Genomic DNA, 21,425 nt, shown 5'->3' on the forward strand with positions numbered 1-21,425 from the left:
AAACGGTGAAGGCACGGGTCAATGAGAGGTGGGCAGGACGTCATGCTCCAGCCGCAGGTCGACGCCGCGGCGGGCAAGGATACGGACGACTACGGACCGCTTCCCGATCCGCTGCTGCGCGGCGCGTTCGCACCGCCCGCACGCACCCTGGTCGACATCCTCGCCGAAACGGCGCCGGCGAATCAGGACGCCCCGGCGATCGACGACGGCGAAACCGTCCTCAGCTACGCCGAACTGCTGGCCGAGATCGACGCCGCCGTGGCGCGACTCGCCGCGGCGGGCGTCCGCGCGGGCGACCGGGTCGGCGTGCGCATGCCCTCGGGCAGCCGCGAGCTCTACGTCACCATCCTGGCCGTCCTGCACGCGGGCGCGGCCTACGTCCCCGTGGACGCCGACGATCCCGACGAGCGCGCCCGGCTGGTCTTCGGCGAGGCGCGGGTCAGCGCCGTCGTCACCGGCGACGGCATCGAAACGACCGCGACCGAGACCGGTACGACCGCGGCGCCCGATCCCGACGACGACGCCTGGATCATCTTCACCTCCGGGTCAACCGGCACCCCCAAGGGCGTCGCCGTCACCCACCGCAACGCCGCCGCCTTCGTCGACGCCGAAGCCGCCCTGTTCCTGCGCGACGCCCCGATCGGTCCCGGCGACCGGGTACTGGCCGGACTCTCGGTCGCCTTCGACGCCTCCTGCGAGGAGATGTGGCTGGCTTGGCGGAACGGCGCGTGCCTGGTCCCCGCGCCGCGCGCGCTGGTCCGCACCGGCGCCGACCTCGGCCCGTGGCTCATGCGACGCGAGATCAGCGTCGTGTCGACGGTGCCGACCCTGGCCGCGACCTGGCCCGCCGAGTCCCTGGAATCGGTGCGCCTGCTGATCTTCGGCGGCGAGGCCGTACCCCCGGAACTCGCCGAACGACTCGCGGGCACCGACGAACGCGAGGTGTGGAACACCTACGGGCCCACCGAGGCCACCGTGGTGGCCTGCGCCGCATTGCTGAGCGGATCGTGGCCGGTGCGCATCGGCCTGCCGCTGGACGGCTGGGATCTGACCGTGGTCGACGCCGCAGGCGATCCGGTGGCCGAGGGCGAATCCGGCGAACTGGTCATCGGCGGCGTCGGACTGGCCCGCTACCTCGACCCGGTCAAGGACGCCGAGAAATACGCGCCGTTGCCCTCGCTCGGCTGGGAACGGGCCTACCGCAGCGGCGACCTGGTCCGCAACGATCGCGAGGGCCTGGTCTTCCTCGGCCGCGCCGACGACCAGATCAAGATCGGCGGACGCCGCATCGAACTCGGCGAGATCGACAACGCGCTCCAGCATCTGCCCGCCGTGACCGGCGCGGCCACCGCCATCCGTACCACCAAGGCGGGCAACAAGATCCTCGTCGGCTACCTCACCGGCCCGGACGCCGATTACGACCTGAAGGCCGCCCGCGATCGGCTCGCCGACCAGCTGCCCGCGCCCATGGTGCCGCGGCTGGCCGTGGTCGCCGAGCTGCCGACCCGCACCTCCGGCAAGGTCGACCGCGACGCGCTGCCCTGGCCGCTGCCCAAACGCAACGACTCCGACGCCGACGCCGGACTCACCCCGACCGCCCAATGGGTCGCCGGACTGTGGGATTCGATCCTCGGCGCGGAGGTGACCAGTCCCTCCACCGACTTCTTCGATGTCGGCGGCGGATCGCTGGCGGCCGCGCAGCTCGTGGCCGCGCTGCGCGAACGCTATCCGAGCGTCACGGTCGCCGACCTCTACGACCATCCGCGCCTCGGCGCGCTCGCCGTATTCCTCGACGACAGCGCACCCGCGGCGGCCGTCGAGGAGCGCGTGGTGCGCCCGACGCCGGTGCCCGCCCAGCTCTTCCAGGTGCTCGCGACGATTCCGCTGACCACCCTCACCGGATTGCAGTGGCTGACCTGGCTGGCGATCGTGGGCAATATCGCGGCGTGGTCCGGCTCGCTGCCGTGGCTGCCGCAGCTGTCCTGGTGGTGGACGCTCGTCGCCTTCGTACTGTTCATCTCCCCGCCGGGTCGCATGGCACTGTGCGCGCTCGGGGCCAGACTGCTGCTCGACGACGTGAAGCCGGGCAGTTATCCGCGCGGCGGCCACGTCCACCTGCGGCTGTGGACGGCCGTGCGGCTCTCGGAGGCGAGTGGCGCCGAGAACCTTTCCGGCGCACCGTGGATGGTGCCATTCGCGCGGGCGCTCGGAGCCAAGATCGGGCGCGGCGTCGATCTGCACACGCTGCCGCCGGTCACCGGAATGCTCGAACTCGGCGACCGTTGCAGCGTCGAACCCGAGGTCGACCTGTCGGGCTACTGGATCGACGGCGATCTGGTGCACATCGGCCCGATCGTCATCGGCACGGGCGCGGTGGTCGGCGCGCGCTCGATCCTGCTGCCCGGCACCAAGATCGGCAAGAACGCCGAGATCGCGCCGGGTTCGGCGGTATCGGGCAAGGTCAAGAGCGATCAGGAGTGGGCGGGCTCGCCCGCGGTCAAGGTCGGCAAGGCCCGACACCGCTGGCCCGATCACACGCCCGCCCGCGCCCCGCACTGGATCGCGATATTCGGTGTCACCTCGATGGTGCTGGCGTCGGTCCCGATCATGGGTCTGGCCGCGGGCGGGGCCTACATCGCCTGGCGCATCCGCGACACCACGACGCTCGCGCAGGGCATTGCCCGCGCCTACGCCGTACTCCCGGTCGCCACCCTGGTCAGCCTCGGTGTGTACGCGGCCATCACGATCATCGCGGTGCGGTTGTTCAGCATCGGCTTGCGCGAGGGCTACCATCCGGTCCGCAGCCGCGTCGGCTGGCAGGCGTGGTCTACCGAACGCCTGCTCGATTCGGCCCGCACCTTCCTGTTCCCGCTCTACGCGAGTCTGTTGACGCCCATCTGGCTGCGGCTGCTCGGCGCCAAGGTCGGTCGTTCGGTGGAGGCGTCGACCGTCCTGCTGCTGCCCAAGTTCACCACCGTCGCCGACGGGGCGTTCCTGGCCGACGACACCATGGTCGCCAGTTACGAACTCGGCGGCGGCTGGCTGCGCATCGGCGAGGCCAAGGTCGGCAAACGCGCCTTCCTCGGCAACTCCGGCATGACCGCGCCGGGTCGGCGGGTGCCGAAGAACGGTCTGGTCGCGGTGCTCTCGGCCGCGCCGTCCAAGGCGAAGGCCGGATCATCGTGGCTCGGCAGCCCGCCGGTGCGACTGCGCCGCGCCTCGGAGAGCGCCGACACCGCGCGCACCTTCGATCCGCCGCTGCGGCTGCGCATCGCGCGCGCCGTCGTGGAGACCTGCCGTCTGATCCCGGTCCTGGTGACCTTCGCCATCGGCCTCGGCGTGCTGTTCACCCTGGCCGGACTCGCGCGGTGGCTCGGCCATCTGCCCGCCGCGTTGCTCAGCGGCGTTGTGCTGTTGGCCGCGGGCGCGGTCGCGGGCGCGAGCGCGGTCGTGGCGAAGTGGTTGCTGGTCGGACGGATCGGCACCGAGGAACACCCGCTGTGGAGTTCGTTCGTCTGGCGCAACGAGGTTGCCGACACCTTCGTCGAAACCGTCGCGGCCCCGTGGTTCGCGCGCGCCGCCACGGGTACGCCCGTACTGAATCTGTGGCTGCGCGGACTCGGCGCGAAAATCGGCCGCGGGGTATGGTGCGAGTCCTATTGGCTTCCTGAGGCAGACCTCGTGACACTCGGCGACGGCGCGACCGTGGAACGGGGATGCGTTGTGCAGACCCATCTTTTCCACGATCGGATCATGTCGATGGACACCGTCACCCTCGGCGCGGGCGCCACACTCGGACCGCACTGCGTCGCACTGCCCGCGGCGGTGATCGGCGCGGGCGCGACCATCGGACCGGCCTCGCTGGTCATGCGCGGCGACGTGGTGCCGCCCTCGACGCGCTGGTGGGGCAATCCGATCTCCCCGTGGCGGGAGAAGATCTCGGGCGCGACCATGTCGGCGGCGACCGCCGCCGACGAGGACACCGACGCCACCCCGGCGACCGGGCGAGCGGCGGCGCCGGGAGACGTCGGCACGGAAGCGGCCCGTTGATGCCGAGCAAGTTCTACGACCGACCGATCGACGAATACCTACCGCAGAACGGCAACCGGGGCTACCGGGTGTCGCGCTACGAGTTGACCCTGGCATACAAGGTCGCCGCCAACCGGCTGACCGGGCGCGCCGCGATCACCGCGGTCACCACCGAGGTGCGCACCCGCTTCGCCCTGGATCTGTCCCAATCGCTGCCCGTCGGCAAGGTTCTCGTCAATGGCGCGAAGGCCGCCAAATTCACCCATCAGCGCGGCAAACTCGTGATAACCCCGCAGCAGCGGATTCCGGCGGGAGGCGTACTCGCACTGGTCGTGCAGTACGCGGGCACACCCAAACCGGTGCGCGGGCCGTGGGGTGAGGTCGGCTGGGAAGAACTGTCGGAAGGAGCGCTGGTCGCCAGTCAGCCCAATGGCGCCGCGTCGTGGTTCCCCTGCGACGACCATCCCAGTTCCAAGGCCAGCTACCGCATTTCGATCACCACCGACACCCCGTACTACGCGCTTGCCAACGGCGCTCTGGTCGGCAAACAGACCAAGGCCAGCCAGACGACGTGGATCTACGAGCAGTCCGAACCCATGGCGAGCTATCTGGCGACCATCCAGATCGGGCACTACCGCCGCTACCGGGTCGGCCCAGCGAACGGCCCGGTGCCCATGCACGCGGTGGCGCCGCCGCGCCTGCGTGGGGATTTCGACCACGACTTCTCCCGCCAGCCCGAGATGATGGAGTTGTTCATCGAGAAATTCGGGCCCTATCCGTTCGGGTCCTACACCGTCGCGGTCACCGACGACGATCTGGAGATCCCGATCGAGGCGCAGGGCATCTCGGTCTTCGGCGCGAATCACTGTGACGGACGCCGGGGTTCGGAGCGGCTGGTCGCGCACGAACTCGCGCATCAGTGGTTCGGCAACAGCCTCACCATCCGCCAGTGGCGCGATATCTGGCTGCACGAGGGTTTCGCCTGTTACGCGGAATGGATCTGGTCCGAGGGCTCGGGCGGCGCGACCGCCGATCAGCAGGCCATGGCCGCGCGCCAAGCGCTGGCCCGCGAGCCCCAGGACATCGTGATCGGCGATCCCGGACCGCGGCTCATGTTCGACGACCGGGTGTACAAGCGCGGCGCGCTCACCCTGCACGCCCTGCGCCTGCACCTGGGTGACAAGGCGTTCTTCGACCTGGTGCGGGAATGGACCCTGCGGTACCGGCATTCCTCGGTGGGCACCGAGGAATTCACCGATCTGGCCGGGCACTACAGCGCGACCTCCCTGCGGCCGCTGTGGGACAGGTGGCTGCGCGCCCAGTCGCTTCCCGAGTTGCCGTCGCGGCGCTGACCCGCGCGATCAGAAGACCAGGTACCTGGCGGCGAGTTCCTCGATCAGCGGATCGTCGTCGGCGACGGATTCCAGCATCTCCAGGTCGTCTTCGATCGCGATCTGACGTGGATCGTCCTGTTCGTCGTCGGGGACGCCGTCCTCGGCCAGTTGGCGCAGCAATTTGGCCCGCACGCGCTGTTTGAGTGTGTCGCTCATAGTCGAAGCCTGCCCTCCGTACCGCGGGTGAACCAGTGATGCCGCGCCGATCACACCGGGGTGAGCCACCCGCCCCACGGGGTATTGCGCACGACGGAGTAGACCGCGATGAGACCGAACAGCAGCCACATGGTCGTGCGCTCGATCTTCGGCAGCACCAGCCGCTGCCCGCGCCAGGCGCGAACGCCCCACGCGCCAACCCAGAACGCCAGACCGAACAGCAGCGGCACCGCGATGAGATTGCTGTGCAGCGCGTCGACGATCCGCCCATCGGTGAGATTGTGGACCGCCCGCATTCCGCCGCATCCCGGACAGTACATACCGGTCAGCGCGTAGACCGGGCACATGCCGTAGGCGCCCTCCACGTGCGGATCGCGGAAATGCAGCAGCGCGACCGCCCCGACCCCGACCCCGGCGGTGAGCAGCGGCAACGGCAGCGCCCGCCAGCCGCGATGTTCGGGCGGGCGGGTGTATTTCGCCATGATCGCGTCCGCGATCGTCTCGCCCGCGACGTGCGTGTCATCCACAATCGACAACGGTAACCGCGCGGGCGGGCGCCGCGCCACCGCGGATCGCCGCCCGCGGGCGGACCCGATCTTCGCCCCTCTCGCGGGTGCGCCGCATCTTAGCCGGTCACGTCGCGATCATGTTCGATCGAATCCGGCGTTTCCGCAGCTCCCGTAGAATTTCACGCTGTGGATGCCGCTGGTTTCACCCGGCTCGACGCATTCGGGGTCAGTACGGCTCGCAGGCTGGAGTTCGGGCATGTGGGTCACTGGCAAGGAGCCCGAGAGGGCGATACCGCCGATTCGGTGGCGGTGGAGATAGATCCGGGCGACGGGTCATCGGTGGTGGTGTTCGTGCGGGCGCCGCACCGGCGCGACCTGCCCGCCGATTTCCGCCCCGACGACCAGGTCTGCCTGGTCGTTCCCGACCTCATCACCGAACTGCTCGCTCCCGGCTGATCCCCCTCGGTTCCGGGAACCGAGGGGTTCGCCCGCGTAGCGTCGGCGGCCGCATCCGCGATAAGCGGATATGCGAGTGGGTCACGGCGCGCCGACTACCCGGGCCGCCCGCCGGCGTGCGGGCGGTGTTTCGCACGTGTCCATGGGTTTCGATCTTCACCCCGGGCGCGATGTTCGGCGTACCGAAAATCGGGTATCCGACTATTCGAGCCCAGATTGCCGAAATCTGGCGCTTGCACTAGCTAGCACCCCAGCTTGCGCGGTACGGTAACGGCGGACACAAAGGAGTGCTCGTTATGTTGGTCACGTCGATGAAGACGATCGCGGCGCTACGCGGCACCGAACCGCTCACCGCCGCCTACCGTGCGACTCTGCGTAGTGGCACCTACGCGACCGCGGCGCTGAACAAGCCTGCCGCCCAGCACGACGTGATCCCCGTGACCACCGCCGACGGCGCCCGATTGCGCGTGCACGCCTACGGCCCGGCCGATGCGCCGCCCCTGGTGCTGATCCACGGCTGGAGTTGCAGCATCGAGTACTGGTATCCCCAGATCAACGCCTTCGCCGACCGTTACCGCGTCCTCGCCTACGACCAGCGCGGCCACGGCGAGAGCGGACTCGGCCGCGCCACCCTCGGCGCCGCCACCCTCGCCGCCGACCTCGATGCCGTCCTGGACGCGGCACTGCCGCGCGGCGAACGCGCCGTCATGGTCGGCCACAGCATGGGCGGTATGACCTTGCAGGCGTGGGCGGCCCGGTATCCCGGCCAGGTGGCCGAACGGGCGAGCGAGGTCGTACTCGTCAACACCGCGGCCCGCGAAGTCCGAGACCAGACCGATATGCTGCCGCTGCTGAACAAGCCGCTGTCGGTCGCGGCGCGACCGCTGACCTTGGCGGGCAACACCGTGCGCATGCCGTCGCTGGTGGCCGAAACGCTGCTGTTCTCCCCCGTCCCGGTACCCGGCGGCAGGCTGGTCGCGGCGGTGTTCAAGAACCGGGTGATGAACAGGCACGCCACCGACGACCAGGTGGCCTTCGCCCTCGGCGTCATCCGCGCGTGCCGCCCCCTGACCCGCGCGCTGCACGCCGCCGCACTGGTCGACATCGACCTCGGCGACTCCGCCCGCCACCTCACCGTGCCGACCACGGTGATCGCGGGCTCCGGTGATCTGCTGCTGCCCGAACGCATGTCGCGTCACATCGTCGACCTGCTCGACCGCAACGGCACACTGGCCGACTACTTCGTCTGGCCCACAGGACATCTCGGCAACCTCGAAGCGGCCGACCGCTTCGACGCCGTCCTCGCGCGCGTTCTCGAACGCGCCCGGCGTCCCGAGGCCACCGCGATCTGAGAACCGAAACCCCTTGAACCCCGGGTGGATCGGAAAAGGGGGAAGCTCCTGAGTACGTATCCGATGGAGCTTCCCCCGCCGGAAAGGGTAGCGGTCGCGCCGTCCGCGCGGTCGACTATTCCCAATCCTGTTGCCGGGCAGTAGTTTCGACGCACCTCAGAGCGATCCGCCGCCGCCGATCACCCACGGGTTGAAGGTGCACCGCAAGTCCGGGTGTCCGGCCGGGTCGAGGGCGCGCAGCACGATCGACAGCGCACGCGGCGAGTACAGCATGGTCAGGTGATCGGACAGATCCGAATCGCAGCCGTCCTGCAAGACCACGTTGTTCACCGTCGCGCCCGGGCCCGCGTGCAGATAGGTCAGGTCGAACGGCGTCGTGATCTCGTCGTAGCGGGTGCCGATGACCGTGTAATCGATACCAGGGACCGTGTCGCCGCCCGCATTGAGTTTGTTCACGAAATCGGAGCCGACGGTCTGTTGGATACCGGCGTGGCCGACGAAGATCTCCACGAAACCGAGCACGTCGATACCGAGATTGTTGACAGCGCGGCCGAGTGCGCCGATACCGTCGAGGGTGGTGCCGTGATGGGTCGCGCCGAGGGTGATCATCTTCTGCACCTTGGACGCGCCGCCCTCGTACTTGGTGTAGTAGCCCGACATCGGACCGCCCTGGGAATGCGCGACGATATCGACCTTGTCCGACCCGGTCGCGCCGAGGACCCGGTCGACGAACAGCGCCAGCTGTTTGGCCGAATCCTCGATGTAGCCGGTGCCCATCACGCCGGGCAGTACCGAACCGAGACCGCCACCCTGTAACAGATTGGAGCGGCCGTAGTTGAAGGTGAAGACGCAGAATCCGGCGTCCTTCAACGGCTGTCCCATATAGGCGAAACCGTTGTAGGCGTTCATCCAGGTACCGTGCACGGCGATCACCGGACGGGGATGTTCGGCCGACGGCTTGCAGCTCCAGTCGTTGGTTCCCGGCGGCGCCACGTCCGGATGCTGGAGTCCGTACCCGAAGGCGGCCACCCACGAGGTCATCGGCGGTCCGTAACCGACTGTGTCGCTGGAGAACCCGCCCGCGGAACCGGAGCTGCTGCCCGATCCTCCGTAACAGTTGCCCGACCCGTTCCCCGAACCGGCACCGCTACCCGAATTGCAGGCCGATCCGGTCCCCGCCACGGGCTTCGCCTTCAGTCCGGCCGCGATGTAGTCGGCCAGCGCCTGTTCGGTGGGCGCGGACCGCGCCGCCGGTTCGGGAGCGGCGACGCTCACCGCACCGCCCACGGTCGTCACCACGGCCGTCACGCCCGCCATGAAAGCGACCGCGCCGCAACGTCGCAGCCCGAATAGTCCTTGTAACTTCGTCCTCATCAGATGCCCTTCCGCACAACATCCAGTCCGCCGATGCTCTCCGTTCCCTCGTCTCGCACCGGGTTGGGACAAGCGTCGTGCCGAAACACAGCGGAAACCTCACGGCCGCGCGAAATCCGGGCAGTTCATGAAGTCGGGAGACGCATTTAGGGACCGGGCACAGTCCGCGGACAGGCGGCACACGCCCCGGTGACAGCGCCGTCACCATGCGGCACTGGACCGCCGCGGGCAACGGCGATCACCGATCATCATGGGCAGCACCGAACAGAACGCGCCCTTCACCCTCGGATTCGCCGCCCTCACCCGCGGCCGAGCAGGAAGACGCCGGGTTGCGTGTCGCGCGGAACCCGGCGTCCGGCGCTCACACCGCCTTGCGAAGTCCCGCGTCCACCAGCATGTCGATTCCGGTGGTGCTGGCCGAACGCGGCGAACACAGCAGGACGACGGCGTCGGCGATCTCCTGCGGATCGATGAGCCTGCCGGTGGTCAACCGCATCATCTCCGCCGCCCCGGTGCTCAGCACGGTGTCGCGATCGCTGCCCGTCGCGGCGGCGATCACCTCCGCGGCGCCGCCCTCCTCGGTCCACCACGGCGTCACGACCGGGCCGGGCGAGACCGTGTTCACTCGAATTCCCCTCGGCCCGAACTCTTCCGAGAGCGCCTTGGTGAGATTGCCGATACCCGCCTTCGCCACCCCGTAGTCGACATTGACACCGCTGGGAACGTGCGCGTGGGTCGAGGAGATATTGATGATCGCGCCGCCGCCGCGGGTCAGCATGAGAGGTATGGCGGCCCGCACCGCCCGCACGGTCGCCATGAGGTTGAACTCAAGCATGTCCCGCCAGTCGGCGTCATCGAGCGCCGTGAAGGAGAAGCGCGGCAGCACCGCCCCGGGCGGCGGACCACCCGCATTGTTGACGAGGATGTCCAACCCGCCGAACGCGCGCTCCGCCGCCGCGATCGCGTGCGCAGGCCCCTCCGGTTCCATGAGGTCGGCCGCGACGTGCGTGAGTCGCGGACCCGCGAGCGCGTCGAGTTCCGGCGTAGAGCGCCGCGACACCGCCACCACCGACGCGCCCTCGGCGTGCAGGGTGCGCGCCGTCGCGAGTCCGATCCCCTTAGACGCTCCCGTAACCACCGCGATCTTGTTCCGCAACAACATATCCATGCCTTGCAGCCTGGTCGCGGCGGCTATCCGAAGCCGGCAGCTTCCGGCCCTCGCGTTGCGGTCGTCGTGCGGACGGCTCGCGCGGTCCGGGCCGGGCCGCGCGAGCCGTTGCGTCACGGGTTCTTGGGCCCGGTGAAAGGCTCCTCGACCATGCAGCGCACCGCCACGTCGAGAGCCTCCTCCCACTGCGCGCGCTTATCGGCCGGGTCGATATTGAACCCACCGAGTTCGGCCACCGAGGAACTCTCCCCCGAACCGAACTCCACCCGCCCATTGGAAACCAGATCCAACGTCGAAACCCGCTCGGCCACCCGCGCCGGATGATTGATCGCAGGCGGCAGATGCATCACACCGAACCCCAAACGGATATTCCGCGTCCGCTGACTGGCCGCACCGAGGAAAACCTCCGGCGCCGCGGCATGACTGAACTCCTCGAGAAAATGATGCTCGGTCAACCACACCGTCGAGAACCCCGCCCTGTCGGCCGCCTCGATCTCGTCCAAACCGTCCTGGAACAACTGACGCTCATCATCCGCGCGCCAAGGACGCGGCAGCGGGAACTCGTAGAACAGCGAAATCTTCATCTCTTCACTCCGTTGTCTTCGGTAATCCGTATCCATCCCGGCATCGCCGCAATCCGACTGATCGATGTGGGCGCGCCGGCGAAGGACCGAACGTCATGGCTGTGACCGAGGTGCGTCCGAACCACCGTCCGTACTCCTACGAGCGACGGTTCCCGCACCGAAAGGGACCATCACCGGTCCGTGCGGCGAATGCGATGGGCTCGGCGCGATCACGATCACCAGTCTTACACCCGCACGTCAGTAGCAACACCCCGAAATCAGCGCCAGCACAAGCATTTACGCATCACGCAAGTCGTGAGCGGCCCATACTCGCTGCCGCGCACGGTGTCTCGCCGGTAGCAGCGCCGGCGCTCACCGACAACGTCGACAGCTATGCCATGCGTTCCAGAGCGCAGGAACGAGAACACTGACAGCGATGGAAGCGAGCCCGTAGTAGACATAAATGGTGTCATCTACGCCACGTGCGAAGATGTAGTAGATGCATATCGCCAACAGCACCGCCGCGATGATTCCGGTAACCAGTCGCATACGCTTCATCAGAACACTCCCGGAAGCCAAGGACCGCTCGCACTCAACGAGTAGAGGTCCGATGAGCCGTCGTCGTTCTCACCCGCACGAACCGCAGCGATTTGGATTCCAAAGCGAGGTGATCGGCGTTAGTTGGATGTGATGGCTACAGAGGTCGGGATGGCGATCTTGGTCGAGATAGGGGTGTACAGGTCGACATTGGCGCTGGTGCGTAGGGAGACGACGAGGCTGTAGCGCACCGGTTCGTCTTCCCGGTCGCTTCGGGTGTTGTGTTTCCACCAGCCTCCGACTGGATAGACCGCGATCTGGTCGCACTGTGCCAAGTCGGCGGCGCTACCTTCCCAGATGTCCTGATGGAGCGAACCGAGTGTGCGCTGTTGTTCACCGAGGGTCCAGTGCTCTGATCCGCTAGGTGGCCGTGCACCGGCTTCCTCGTCTTCGGCGTCACGATTGACTCGCGCGATGAAGTCGTGAGCGTTGGTCTCCAAGGGGGCTCGTAGGACAAACCGAAGTCCATGCGATTGGTAGGCGTAGCGACTGTTCCAGCCCCGACGGGACGCGGTCGGCTCAATGAAGTAGGAGAGCGTGATTCGCATCTGGACGTCGGTTTCGGCGAGCGCTGTGAGCTCGCGTGCAGGCCAGGGCAAGTCGTGGAGTCGAAAGGTACGCGAGCGGCGATCACGCCCAACGAATGGGACGAATTCATCCTGTGTGACGAGCGTGACTGCGTTCATAGCCGAGTTCAGGACTGCGGTTTCGATGGGTACACCCCACCCGAATCGGCGCAACAGTTGCTTTCGGTCTCGTTTCGATTTGGTGTCGTAGACCTCGCGTCGCATGGATGGAGTCCACTCAGCGCAATGTACGAGCAAGCCACGGATGCTTTCGGGCCAGTAGTCCGGATAGCTTGCCATCGCCATGGCCGCGAGTCGTGCTGCCTGGGCGGTGGCGGCACTGGTGGCGTTCGCCGAGGTGAGCGAGAAGTCGTCACTGCCGGAAGTCGTGCGCACGCAGACGATGGGGTGGTCGTGGAAGTCGACACCGTCGGTGATGAGGTTGCCGCCCTCCATACAGATGTCCGGCTTTATCGGCCATTTGTCGCCGCTGCCGAAGGTGAGTGAGGTGCGGCTGTGCGGCGACAGTTCGCCGTCGGCTGCCACGCATTTCCAGTGTTGGAAGGTGGGATCGGTCGGCGTGCTGGTCAGTGTCGTGTGCGCCCCCACGGTCAGTGCGTTCCATGATTGCGCTGGTGTTTCGATGGTCGAGCTGTCACACAGGTCGAGATAGCGACTGCCCGGGATCCGCGTATCGCTGACGTTGCCAGCCGAGATTAAGAACAGACGTGACGCCGAGCGATCCGGCTTGCCGACGAGGGTGAGTCGGCCTTGTATCCGGCCGATGTCCGTGCCAACGCTCAGTGCATCAACCGCAGCCGACCACAGGGTTGGCTCTCCGCGTCCGGTTTCGGGTGGGCTAGTAATGGGCATGCAGTACACGCGTGCCCTGTGCGGCACCGCGGTCTCGACAGCCGCAGCAGCTTCGGCAGTGACCAGGCCGTACGCGAATGGGTCATTCCCGGCGGGGTGATCGGGCAGGATTTTGACCGATTCGAGTCGGTGCGTGAGCTCGACAGTCCGTGTACTGGTCAGCAATTCATCGAGTGGCCCGAACAGGGCCAACCCCGCCATGTTGGTTCCGTGGGGATCCTTTGCGACCGCGTCAGTGTCGACCACCGAATGTGTGTCGGCGGGCGCCAGTGAATCCGACAGCAGGAGATGGGAGCGGCGAACGCCGGTGTCGAGATGGCATACCGCCGGTGCCGATTCGTCGGCTGGCTGGATTCGAGTCGACAGTTCGGTGGTGTACTCGTCGTGTTCGTCGCGCGTCAGATCTTCGATGGTGTCGATGAACTCTGGCTTACGGACCTCGGCAAGGCCGATGTTGAGGAAGGGCAGCACCTCCAGCTGATCCCAGCGCGCCTGAAGCCAGACGATCGTCCTGTCGTTGAGTTCGAAACGTCCGCGGGACAGACGGAAACCATGTATCTCCGCGAACTGGACCAGTTTTGCCACGTAATCTGGACCATCCAGCCAGAGTTCCCACCAGCAAAGCTCCCGCTGGAGCGGCTCCTGTTCGGATCGCCAAAGGTCACGTAGCACAGCCCGTTTGATTGTTCCGATATTCGCGACTAGGGCACGATTAGCTGGTTGCCCGGAGACTCGTGTCTTGGTCAGATACTTTTCGAACAGTGCGAGAAACGCTTGACGGTACGTGTCGTTCACCCACACGACAGCGCTCTCGGGCAGGTCTGCGGTGTCGCGCTGGACGGCGAGGAGTAGCCATTTCGGTTTCTTGGGCGTCTTCCGGTGCTGCGTCCAACCGTCGAGAGAGCTGAGCTTCAGAGGGAATCCGGGCTCGGCCGCATCAAGCACCAGAACGACGCCAGTCGCCTCAAGCTCTGCAAGAATCGGATCTACGGCGGCACGGTCGGCGTCGGCGGCGCTGAAGGAGATTCGAAGATCACTGATGATCTTCTGCCCGTGAGTCCGTCGGTCCACGGCTCGGATTGCCCCTGAGCCGCCCCCTTTTCGGGTCAGTGCGTGGTCTGCGGCGCGTCCTGTAACGGTTAGGTGCGGCAGGATATGGGTGAGTTCATCAGGCATGGGCGCTGGCTCGGCGGTCGCGCAACGCCTTATTCAGGTCGCCTGTCGTCACGCTCGGTTCCCTCCTCAAGATCGCTTGCTTGGCTGCTGTTTCGGATGCCTTTACCAGTTCGGCGTGGCTCAATTCCGCAGTAGCCGATTGTACTGATGCCCAGTCGATGTCCTTGCCCAAACGGCCGAGGCGGATCTTCATCACTCGAACTGCGTGGTCCGGTTCGGGCAAGTGGTAGGTGATCGCGAGGTCGAAGCGGCGGAACAATGCGTGGTCGAGGATCGCTCTGTGGTTGGTCGCGGCGATAACGATGCTCTCAGCATCGGCTTGCTCAAGAAAGATCAGAAACGAGTTGAGTATGCGGCGGGCTTCGCCGACGTCGTTCCCCGTTCGGTGTGCGCCGAGCGCATCGAACTCGTCGAATAAATACACCGCTCGTTGGGTCGCTGCTGCTTCGAACACTGTCCTGAGCTTGCTCGCTGTCTCGCCCATGTACTTGCTCAACAGGCTGTCCAGTCGCACCGTTAGCAAGGGGAGGGATAACTCGTGTGCGATGACAGCAGCGGTCATGGTTTTACCAGTACCTGGTGGGCCTTCCAACAGTAGGCGGTTGGAGGGCGTGAACCCATGCTCGACCAACGACTGACGCTGACGTTGCTCGTGGAGGAACTCGGATAGCGAATCCTTCAACGGCCGCGGTACAACCAGGTGCTGCAAAGTTACATCTGGGAAGCTGGCGGTTACCAGCTCGGCCAAGTCGCCGCGTGGCTGCGCGATGGCGGTGACCTTGCTTGCGACGGGCTGGCGACGCGCAGAATCGATGACTCGCTTCAGGTCACCTGCGAGGTTCCCATGGCCCTGGCGGGCAGCCTTTGCAGCGACCTGCAATGCCACAGCGTAGAAGGCGTCATCATCGCCAGCAGCATGACTGCGCACCAGCGCCTTAATGTGTTCCCCTGACGCCGCCATGACAACAATCCTCCCATCTCAGCACCTGATCAGAGTATTGATCTGCTGTTGTCTGCACTATGCACATGGCTTTCACTGGCAGTTTGTGACGGCAGACCCACGATCTACGTCGATGTAGTGTGCCGTGATCGACGCCTCTAGGAGGTGTGATCGCAAGGACAGAGACCTCACACTGTGGGTCTACCCATTCTTGATGGCACGCACCCCATCGATGAGGATTTCGTGAACTAGGGCTAACCCTAAGCCTGAGACGTGGGTCATAGAGGCTCGGCGCGGCCTATCGGATAGATGGCAAGAATAGACCTCAGTCTGTACATGCCGATAGCCTGATCGGCCACAAGCGGCCAGGGCACGCCGACAGTGTGTGGTCTGTGTCGGTAGCGGGGTCTATGTTCGGCTGTGATCCGCGGTGATCCGTATGTGCCCTCGGAAGCGGCGTGGGTGCCCAGGATCTTCACCGTCAGATCCGTTCGACGCTACGCGCGTAGGGTGGAAACCGTTGCCGCCCTGTGTTTCACATACGGATGGTAGCTCGGGGTTGGCGTCACAGCGGCGACCCCCCGATGCCCCCGCTGGTCCTCGCCGCCGATTCCGATTCGCCGTCAACGACATTCCCCGAAGTCGAAACGCCGCGACGCGCCCGCGTCGGCGCGCGCGTCGGCATCGAAGGCATCAGCAATCCAGACGACGCGCGACCTAAATACGCAGACAGCGCAATTGATCCCGCGTGGAACGTCCCAGTTCGGCGTGGTCGATCAAACAGACCGCTCGCATGAGGCTTCCCGAGCCTGCCGGAGTGTGCCCGAACGGCATGTGCGGCTACACACCGATCCCTCCGAACGCGTACGACTACTCCAAGACACTCAAGTGTTCTTCCATACCGGTACCCTCAGCGCCCAGCACGGGCGTCCTGGGCGCGACAAGCACGGACCAGCCTCGCCGATCTCCTGCACGGCGATCCTGCCCGACCAGCGCTGGTCACCGAGAGATGTTCAAGACAAAGCCTTTTCAGGCATAGATCGCTACGAACATGACCCGCGGCGGCTTGTTCAGCGGCCTGCGACCCGAGCGCTTCAGCAGCGAGGTAGAACGCGTGGCGCGACAGATGGTGACGGGACCGATGCCTGCACAGGGCAACGAACCGCCCGGGGACCGCCCTTCCTCTCCATCCGACTCATATACACAGTTCAGACAGCAAATCGATGGGCGAGCGGGTCGACTATGTCATCAATTACTGATGACTCCGTCATCGCCAAAAGGTGATAAACCGGACAGCAGATTGCCGCAAATCGCCTCTACCTGCACTTCTGCAAACCACCAGTGGAGCCGCCTGGGGGAATCGAACCCCCGACCTTTTCATTACGAGAAATGATGACTACCACAAGCAACCCTGGGCTATCAAGTACACACTGAATGGTGCCCTGAGCTAGTGGTATAGCAATCTTCGACTACTTCCTACGACCGAATACACGTTCGAACATGCATGACGTGCCTCGACTTACTTGGGACTTTGTTGGGAGTAATCGAGCGCTCCCACCGGAGTGTCGAATCCGCGACACGCCGAGGTTCTTCGACCTCAGTTAACGGTGGGTGACCACGGTTTCGAGCCGAAACCCCCTCAGGGCGCGACAGCACGTACGCCAATGCGAGCCGAGGTGCCACCAATGCGACTGGAGTACCTGTCGCGTTCAGGTGTTCAGGCACGATCTGGCCTGCATCAAGCCGAGTTCGCGATCCCTGGAGGGTGACAGCTCGGTTGACCATCCGTCGCGGGCGATCGTCGGCCTCGGCAAATCACAGTACGTGCCAGAGAACTTGACCACGGTCTGATTCAGATACAGGGGCGGTGCCCGACAGGTCAACTACCCTCTACCAGGCCGTTTTCAACGCTACGATGGGCGTCACGTCTTGGTCTAAGGTCAGTTACGAAGATTGACTTCCAGTCACCGGCCCTCCGGGCTCGTCCAATGCAACAATTGAGTTCTCGCCCGACGAGCCCGAGCTATACCGAGGTCAAGCCGCAGAAGGGGGTGCTGGGTGCCAACGTCCAGTCTGTCACGTTTCGATGCCGCTCTCTGGTCGTGGGCCAGCGAATCGGAAGACGATCAGCTTTCGTCGGCATTCGCAGCTACTTCGCGTACTGCCAACGGCAAAAACATGCACGTAACCTTCGAGACCGTATTCGTTGATGCTGGCCATCCGTTTAGCTTTCTTGAACCTCGATCCGCCTTTTTAGAAAGCGAAATAGAGCGAAAGAATGTTCGAATTCTAAAGTTGGTTGACGCAGACAGTCCGTGGCTCTTAGCAGCGTTCAAATCTAGACATTCCGGCGTATATCATTTAATGAGCAGTTTGCCGACAAGTCATCGCCGATGGGAGAAAGTTGAACGTTGGCTGGCCTCGGCTCGGGGAGTATCCCGCTGTTTTCTCGACCATTCAGATTTCGAAAGCATCGGAGATCGGCTATCCGAGTTCGGTGATGTTGAAGTAGTAAAGATGAGCGGGAGAGTCACAAAAGACGGTTCTTCCGTGAATAGAGGATTTCCCTCGTTGGGTGCGGATTTGAGACCCAATCACATAAATGTGATCGAGGAGGCCGAGAGTCGCGGTGCCACGGTTCGAACGCTTACCCTGCATGTCCGCAGCGTAATGGATTTACACCTTCGGCGAATAGCCGGAGCAACCTATTACTCTGGCGACTTTAGTTTGTTCGAAGAGTTGATATTGACACGCCTCGAAGACGCAGCACACAAGCGCAGGGAACTTCTGCGCGATCGACAACGCCGTTCGCGTCAGCCGGTGCGTCCTATTACTCTATACCTTGAGCCGAAAACACTTGATACTGCCGACTCTGCGCAGGAGTTACTAACTACCACAGACTCTATGCGAGATATCAGCATCGCCGTATTCCATCGGAATCCCTATCTACACTTTGCAGTCACTGACGAGTTCGACGGCTCCAATTTCGACGTCATGGTCACCGATTCTGATTCGATCGATATCTTTCCTGGCTATCGCGCTTCTCTCGATTCTCTCGCACGCGTGGCATTAAGGATCGGTGAAAGATTTGGCGCGACACGCATAGTGGATACACCAAACATTCCGGTGCCCAGCATGTCTGACCTTGCCGAGATGGGCGGGTGATTTGACCGTCGGAACTGGGGGTCCCTTCGATCCCGAAAGACTGCTCAAAGACTTCGACCGCTACGATCGAGATGTTGACATCGTCTCGTCGTACCACTACCTCTTCTCAGAAACTCCACTCAAAGACACAGTTGCGCACTTCGAACGGTATCCCAAAGTGAAAGGTAAAGATGGCCGCGATGCAACCCCGGACTTTACTGTCTTGTATAAAGACGGAACGGGATTAATCGGCGAAATTGCCAATATTGCCCTTCACGAAAACTCCATCGAAAAGCTCTGCAAGCAGTTGGGTCGCTACAGCGAATTGGAAGAGTTGCCCGCAGGACGAAGCAGGTTCGAGAAGGTGTCACTTGTAGACGTGATCTACCTGTCGCCGATGGCAAGTGCACACGACGCTGCGCGGCGAATATTTGTCGAACGAATCGATAATCCCGAGTATGAATTCTCCCCAATCCGCCGTCCAGTGATGATACAGTTCGCGAGAGATTCTGGAGAATACGTGTATCAGTTCTGGGCAGACAAAGAATTGAATGGCGATCTTTACAAGAGTAGTCGGGTACCAGATTATCGAGACTATCGCGATCTCAAGGTAGAGCCGTGGAGATTTGCAAGAAATAAAGTGCAGTATGCCTTCATGAACGACACAGTGTCGCCATTGTATATGGCGACGCGACTCTGGGTGAACGTGTTTCCCACCGCATACCCGCCGAGAAGCCATCCCGAATTCACCACATCGACGCCCGAAATAGTGAAACTACTAAAGGCACACTATAGCTTCGGCAGGAGTGATGATGTACGTGCGGCTATGGCTGTCCTCACAGCCGCACGATTAGCAACACACCTTAGAGGCGATAGGAATGTTTGGACTGTAAACCGAAAGGCGATAAAGAAGGAGTCTGGGGCCATTCAACGTATCATCGCCGATCGAATCGGCTCCCCCCATAGCGCCCCGGAGCGCAGTTCCCGAAAACGGTTTAGCCCGAGTGCTGATCAGGGTCGCCTCTTCTAACGATGACCTTGAGACCAACATCCACGCAGAATTATATTAAAGCGGCAAGCCCCGGAGGGGTGCGGCAGCCCGTATATCTGCTGATCGACGTGGTTGGTCGGCGTTTGAGTAGCTGGGTGGGATGGTGTCGATGTTGGTGTGGTGGTTCGGAGTCCCTCCCCCTGTGGTTCTGCGCCCGGGTGCCCGCCCGCAGCGAAGCGAGGACGGGGCACCTGGGCGGCGCGGCTTTGCCGCGCTCTTGATCCTGTAGAGAGAATTTCGGCAAAATCTGTTGTTGTTGTTCGTTTTTGGGTTTTCGGTCTTTCTTTCTTCTTTTCTTCTTCTCATCCGGGGGTTCCCACTCTTCCCCTCTGCACTTCTTCTCTCCCTCGACAGTTCCTCAAGCCCTGCGCCTCCACCGTTTTCGCGCATGATCTGGCTATTCGCCCTGCGTGACGCATCCGGGCGGGTATCCAGGGAAACGGGTACCGCAGGGTCACGGGTTACCCGAGTCATCCGCGAACTGACCAGGGCGGCAGGGGGTGTCATCGGTCGCGGTATAAACCTCGGTCGAGGCCGTGTTCGTGGGTCAGCCCTGGTGCTCGTGGTGCGTCTCGGTCTCGTGTGCGTGCGGCTTCCTCGACGGCCTGGGCCTGGCCGAGTTCGACCAGGTGGGCGACCTCGATCTTGTTCAGGTCCATTCCGGTGTCGATGCGTCGGGCGTCTTCGCCCATGCGGCGTTCGTGCTCGTCGTGGGCGACTTGTACGGGGTCGGCTCCGTCGCGCTGAAATGTGTAGGTACGGGTCTCGGGGTCGTAGCCGAGCTTTCGACCTTCGCGCACTGCACGGAACTTCTCGATGTCAAGCTGTCGCTCGATCGCCTCGAGGGGATCGAGGCGTAGTTCCTCCGCGATGGCGCGGGCGTTGTCGATGGCCGATTCGCGTTCACGCGGGCTGGCGATGCGTTCGCCGATCTCCTGGATGCGTTCGCGGGTGAGTTCGGCGATGCGTTGATTGTGGGGGTCGAGTTCGTTTGTCCAGTCCCGTCGGCGGACTTCGGTTCCGATGGCTTCGATGCCGAGGACCATGTCGGCGCGGGTGGCGTCACGGGTGGGTTGGTCGTATTCCACGACGAGTGCGGCGTCTTCGACGCTGAAGCCGAGTGCCCGATGGTAGTCGCGGGCGTTGGCTTGGTCCAGCTCCCGCAACGTCGTCAATTCTTCGGACAGCTTGGCATGAGTGCGGCGCAGGTGTTCGACTTCGAGGGGGTTGCCGGTGGCGTGGGCGGCGGTGATGTCGCGGGTGTGGGCGGTGATGGCGTCGCGGAGGACTTGTCGCCGTGTGTCGAGGTATTCGGCTTCGAGTAGGTTTTCCTCGAGGCGTCGCATGTCGACCGGTCCGCGTTCGCTGCGATCGACGGCCGGTTCCCGCGTCGCCGGTTCTCGGTGTTCGATCGGTTCACGTGAATTCTCAACAGAGACAACGGGTTCCGCCCGCTGCGGTACTGGCGGTGTGCGTTGCGGGTCGCGGGCGGGTGCGCGGGGTTCGTTGACGTGGGCCCGGGTCTCACGCTGTTTCTGTCGCTGGTTCTCTTGGCGTCGCGCTTCTCGCTGCTGAGCCTTGTACAAGCGCGCTTTTTCGCCTATTCCAGGGAGTTCGAGTTGGGCGTCGGGTTCTAGCTGAAATCCCAATGCCCATATCTCGCGTGCTTCGTCGCGGGTTATAATCTGGTGTGTGAACCGGTCCGGGAAGTCTCGTTGCAGTGCGTCGATGAGCTTTCGTGCGTCGGCGGATATACTCTCCATCTCGACCGAGCGCAGGATATGATGGTGTATTTCCCCCTTTGCCAGTAGGTCATGGGCGACCTCCAATTGCTTTTGATCTTTCGGACCCTCGATCCGCCCGGACTTCTCCTCGATAGTGTATGTGCGCTGCCCGTCCGTCTTCACCTTGTCGAACTTGATGCGCTCACCAGCGGATTTGAACGTACGTGACTGGTGTAGATATCCGTTCTCTGTATCGCGGAAGAGTAGTTTTGCACCGTTCTCGAACACCCTTCCGCGCGTGTTGTTGTCGTAGCCGTCTCGGTCTTTGTCGTATCCGTCCAACTCAACCCCCC

At 64.0% G+C, this 21,425-nt stretch carries 13 protein-coding genes and 1 pseudogene; 6 read left to right on the top strand and 8 right to left on the bottom strand.

What is annotated here, in order from left to right; genetic code table 11:
• The first annotated feature begins 42 nt into the window (after window positions 1-42).
• Both APZ21_RS30535 and APZ21_RS30540 read left to right on the top strand, forming a co-directional pair.
• On the top strand, window positions 43-4,050 hold the full coding sequence (locus tag APZ21_RS30535) for a Pls/PosA family non-ribosomal peptide synthetase (protein ID WP_082393574.1): 4,008 nt from the start codon (window positions 43-45) through the stop codon (window positions 4,048-4,050).
• On the top strand, window positions 4,050-5,381 hold the full coding sequence (locus APZ21_RS30540) for a M1 family metallopeptidase (RefSeq protein ID WP_054816749.1): 1,332 nt from the start codon (window positions 4,050-4,052) through the stop codon (window positions 5,379-5,381). Before APZ21_RS30535 ends, APZ21_RS30540 begins: the two co-directional genes overlap by 1 nt.
• A 9-nt stretch (window positions 5,382-5,390) precedes the next feature.
• On the opposite strand, the gene APZ21_RS30545 is transcribed toward APZ21_RS30540, so the two are convergent.
• Both APZ21_RS30545 and APZ21_RS30550 read right to left on the bottom strand, forming a co-directional pair.
• Window positions 5,391-5,579: a hypothetical protein gene (locus tag APZ21_RS30545; RefSeq protein ID WP_054816750.1), complete on the bottom strand. Its 189-nt coding sequence runs from the start codon at window positions 5,577-5,579 to the stop codon at window positions 5,391-5,393.
• A gap of 50 nt (window positions 5,580-5,629) precedes the next feature.
• A complete protein-coding gene (locus APZ21_RS30550; protein ID WP_239476914.1) occupies window positions 5,630-6,106 on the bottom strand; it encodes a DUF2752 domain-containing protein in 477 nt (158 codons plus the stop codon).
• 168 nt (window positions 6,107-6,274) lie between these two features.
• On the opposite strand from APZ21_RS30550, the gene APZ21_RS30555 reads away from it, so the two are divergent.
• Together APZ21_RS30555 and APZ21_RS30560 are read left to right on the top strand one after the other, a co-directional pair.
• The gene (locus APZ21_RS30555; RefSeq protein WP_054816751.1) at window positions 6,275-6,544 is read left to right on the top strand and encodes a hypothetical protein; all 270 of its coding nucleotides are present in this window, start codon (window positions 6,275-6,277) and stop codon (window positions 6,542-6,544) included.
• A gap of 296 nt (window positions 6,545-6,840) precedes the next feature.
• Window positions 6,841-7,896 carry an alpha/beta fold hydrolase gene (locus APZ21_RS30560; RefSeq protein WP_054816752.1) on the top strand — a complete coding sequence of 352 codons (1,056 nt, stop codon included), beginning with the start codon at window positions 6,841-6,843 and terminating at the stop codon, window positions 7,894-7,896.
• 156 nt (window positions 7,897-8,052) lie between these two features.
• Here the strand turns inward: APZ21_RS30560 and APZ21_RS30565 are convergent, their stop codons facing one another.
• The 5 genes and pseudogenes from APZ21_RS30565 to APZ21_RS30585 form a co-directional block, all read right to left on the bottom strand.
• Complete coding sequence (locus tag APZ21_RS30565) at window positions 8,053-9,213, bottom strand: esterase/lipase family protein (RefSeq protein ID WP_054816753.1); 1,161 nt, start codon at window positions 9,211-9,213, stop codon at window positions 8,053-8,055.
• A gap of 418 nt (window positions 9,214-9,631) precedes the next feature.
• Window positions 9,632-10,432: an SDR family NAD(P)-dependent oxidoreductase gene (locus APZ21_RS30570; protein WP_239476916.1), complete on the bottom strand. Its 801-nt coding sequence runs from the start codon at window positions 10,430-10,432 to the stop codon at window positions 9,632-9,634.
• A gap of 128 nt (window positions 10,433-10,560) precedes the next feature.
• Window positions 10,561-11,022: pseudogene (locus APZ21_RS30575) on the bottom strand (LLM class flavin-dependent oxidoreductase); the annotation flags it as partial.
• Window positions 11,023-11,678: 656 nt separating this feature from the next.
• Window positions 11,679-14,213 carry a S8 family peptidase gene (locus tag APZ21_RS30580; RefSeq protein WP_054816755.1) on the bottom strand — a complete coding sequence of 845 codons (2,535 nt, stop codon included), beginning with the start codon at window positions 14,211-14,213 and terminating at the stop codon, window positions 11,679-11,681.
• Complete coding sequence (locus tag APZ21_RS30585) at window positions 14,206-15,174, bottom strand: AAA family ATPase (RefSeq protein WP_054816756.1); 969 nt, start codon at window positions 15,172-15,174, stop codon at window positions 14,206-14,208. The genes APZ21_RS30580 and APZ21_RS30585 overlap by 8 nt, the downstream gene beginning before the upstream one ends.
• Window positions 15,175-17,211: 2,037 nt before the next feature.
• Here APZ21_RS30585 and APZ21_RS34520 point away from each other — a divergent pair.
• Both APZ21_RS34520 and APZ21_RS34525 read left to right on the top strand, forming a co-directional pair.
• A complete protein-coding gene (locus tag APZ21_RS34520) occupies window positions 17,212-18,318 on the top strand; it encodes a hypothetical protein (protein WP_156371409.1) in 1,107 nt (368 codons plus the stop codon).
• A 1-nt stretch (window position 18,319) separates the two neighbouring features.
• Entirely contained in the window at window positions 18,320-19,327 is a 1,008-nt protein-coding gene (locus APZ21_RS34525) for a hypothetical protein (RefSeq protein WP_156371410.1), read from the top strand.
• Window positions 19,328-19,851: 524 nt separating this feature from the next.
• Here the strand turns inward: APZ21_RS34525 and APZ21_RS30590 are convergent.
• A complete protein-coding gene (locus tag APZ21_RS30590) occupies window positions 19,852-21,414 on the bottom strand; it encodes a hypothetical protein (protein ID WP_156371411.1) in 1,563 nt (520 codons plus the stop codon).
• Window positions 21,415-21,425 lie beyond the last annotated feature (11 nt).

This window comes from Nocardia arizonensis (assembly GCF_001310275.1).
Classification (GTDB): domain Bacteria; phylum Actinomycetota; class Actinomycetes; order Mycobacteriales; family Mycobacteriaceae; genus Nocardia; species Nocardia arizonensis.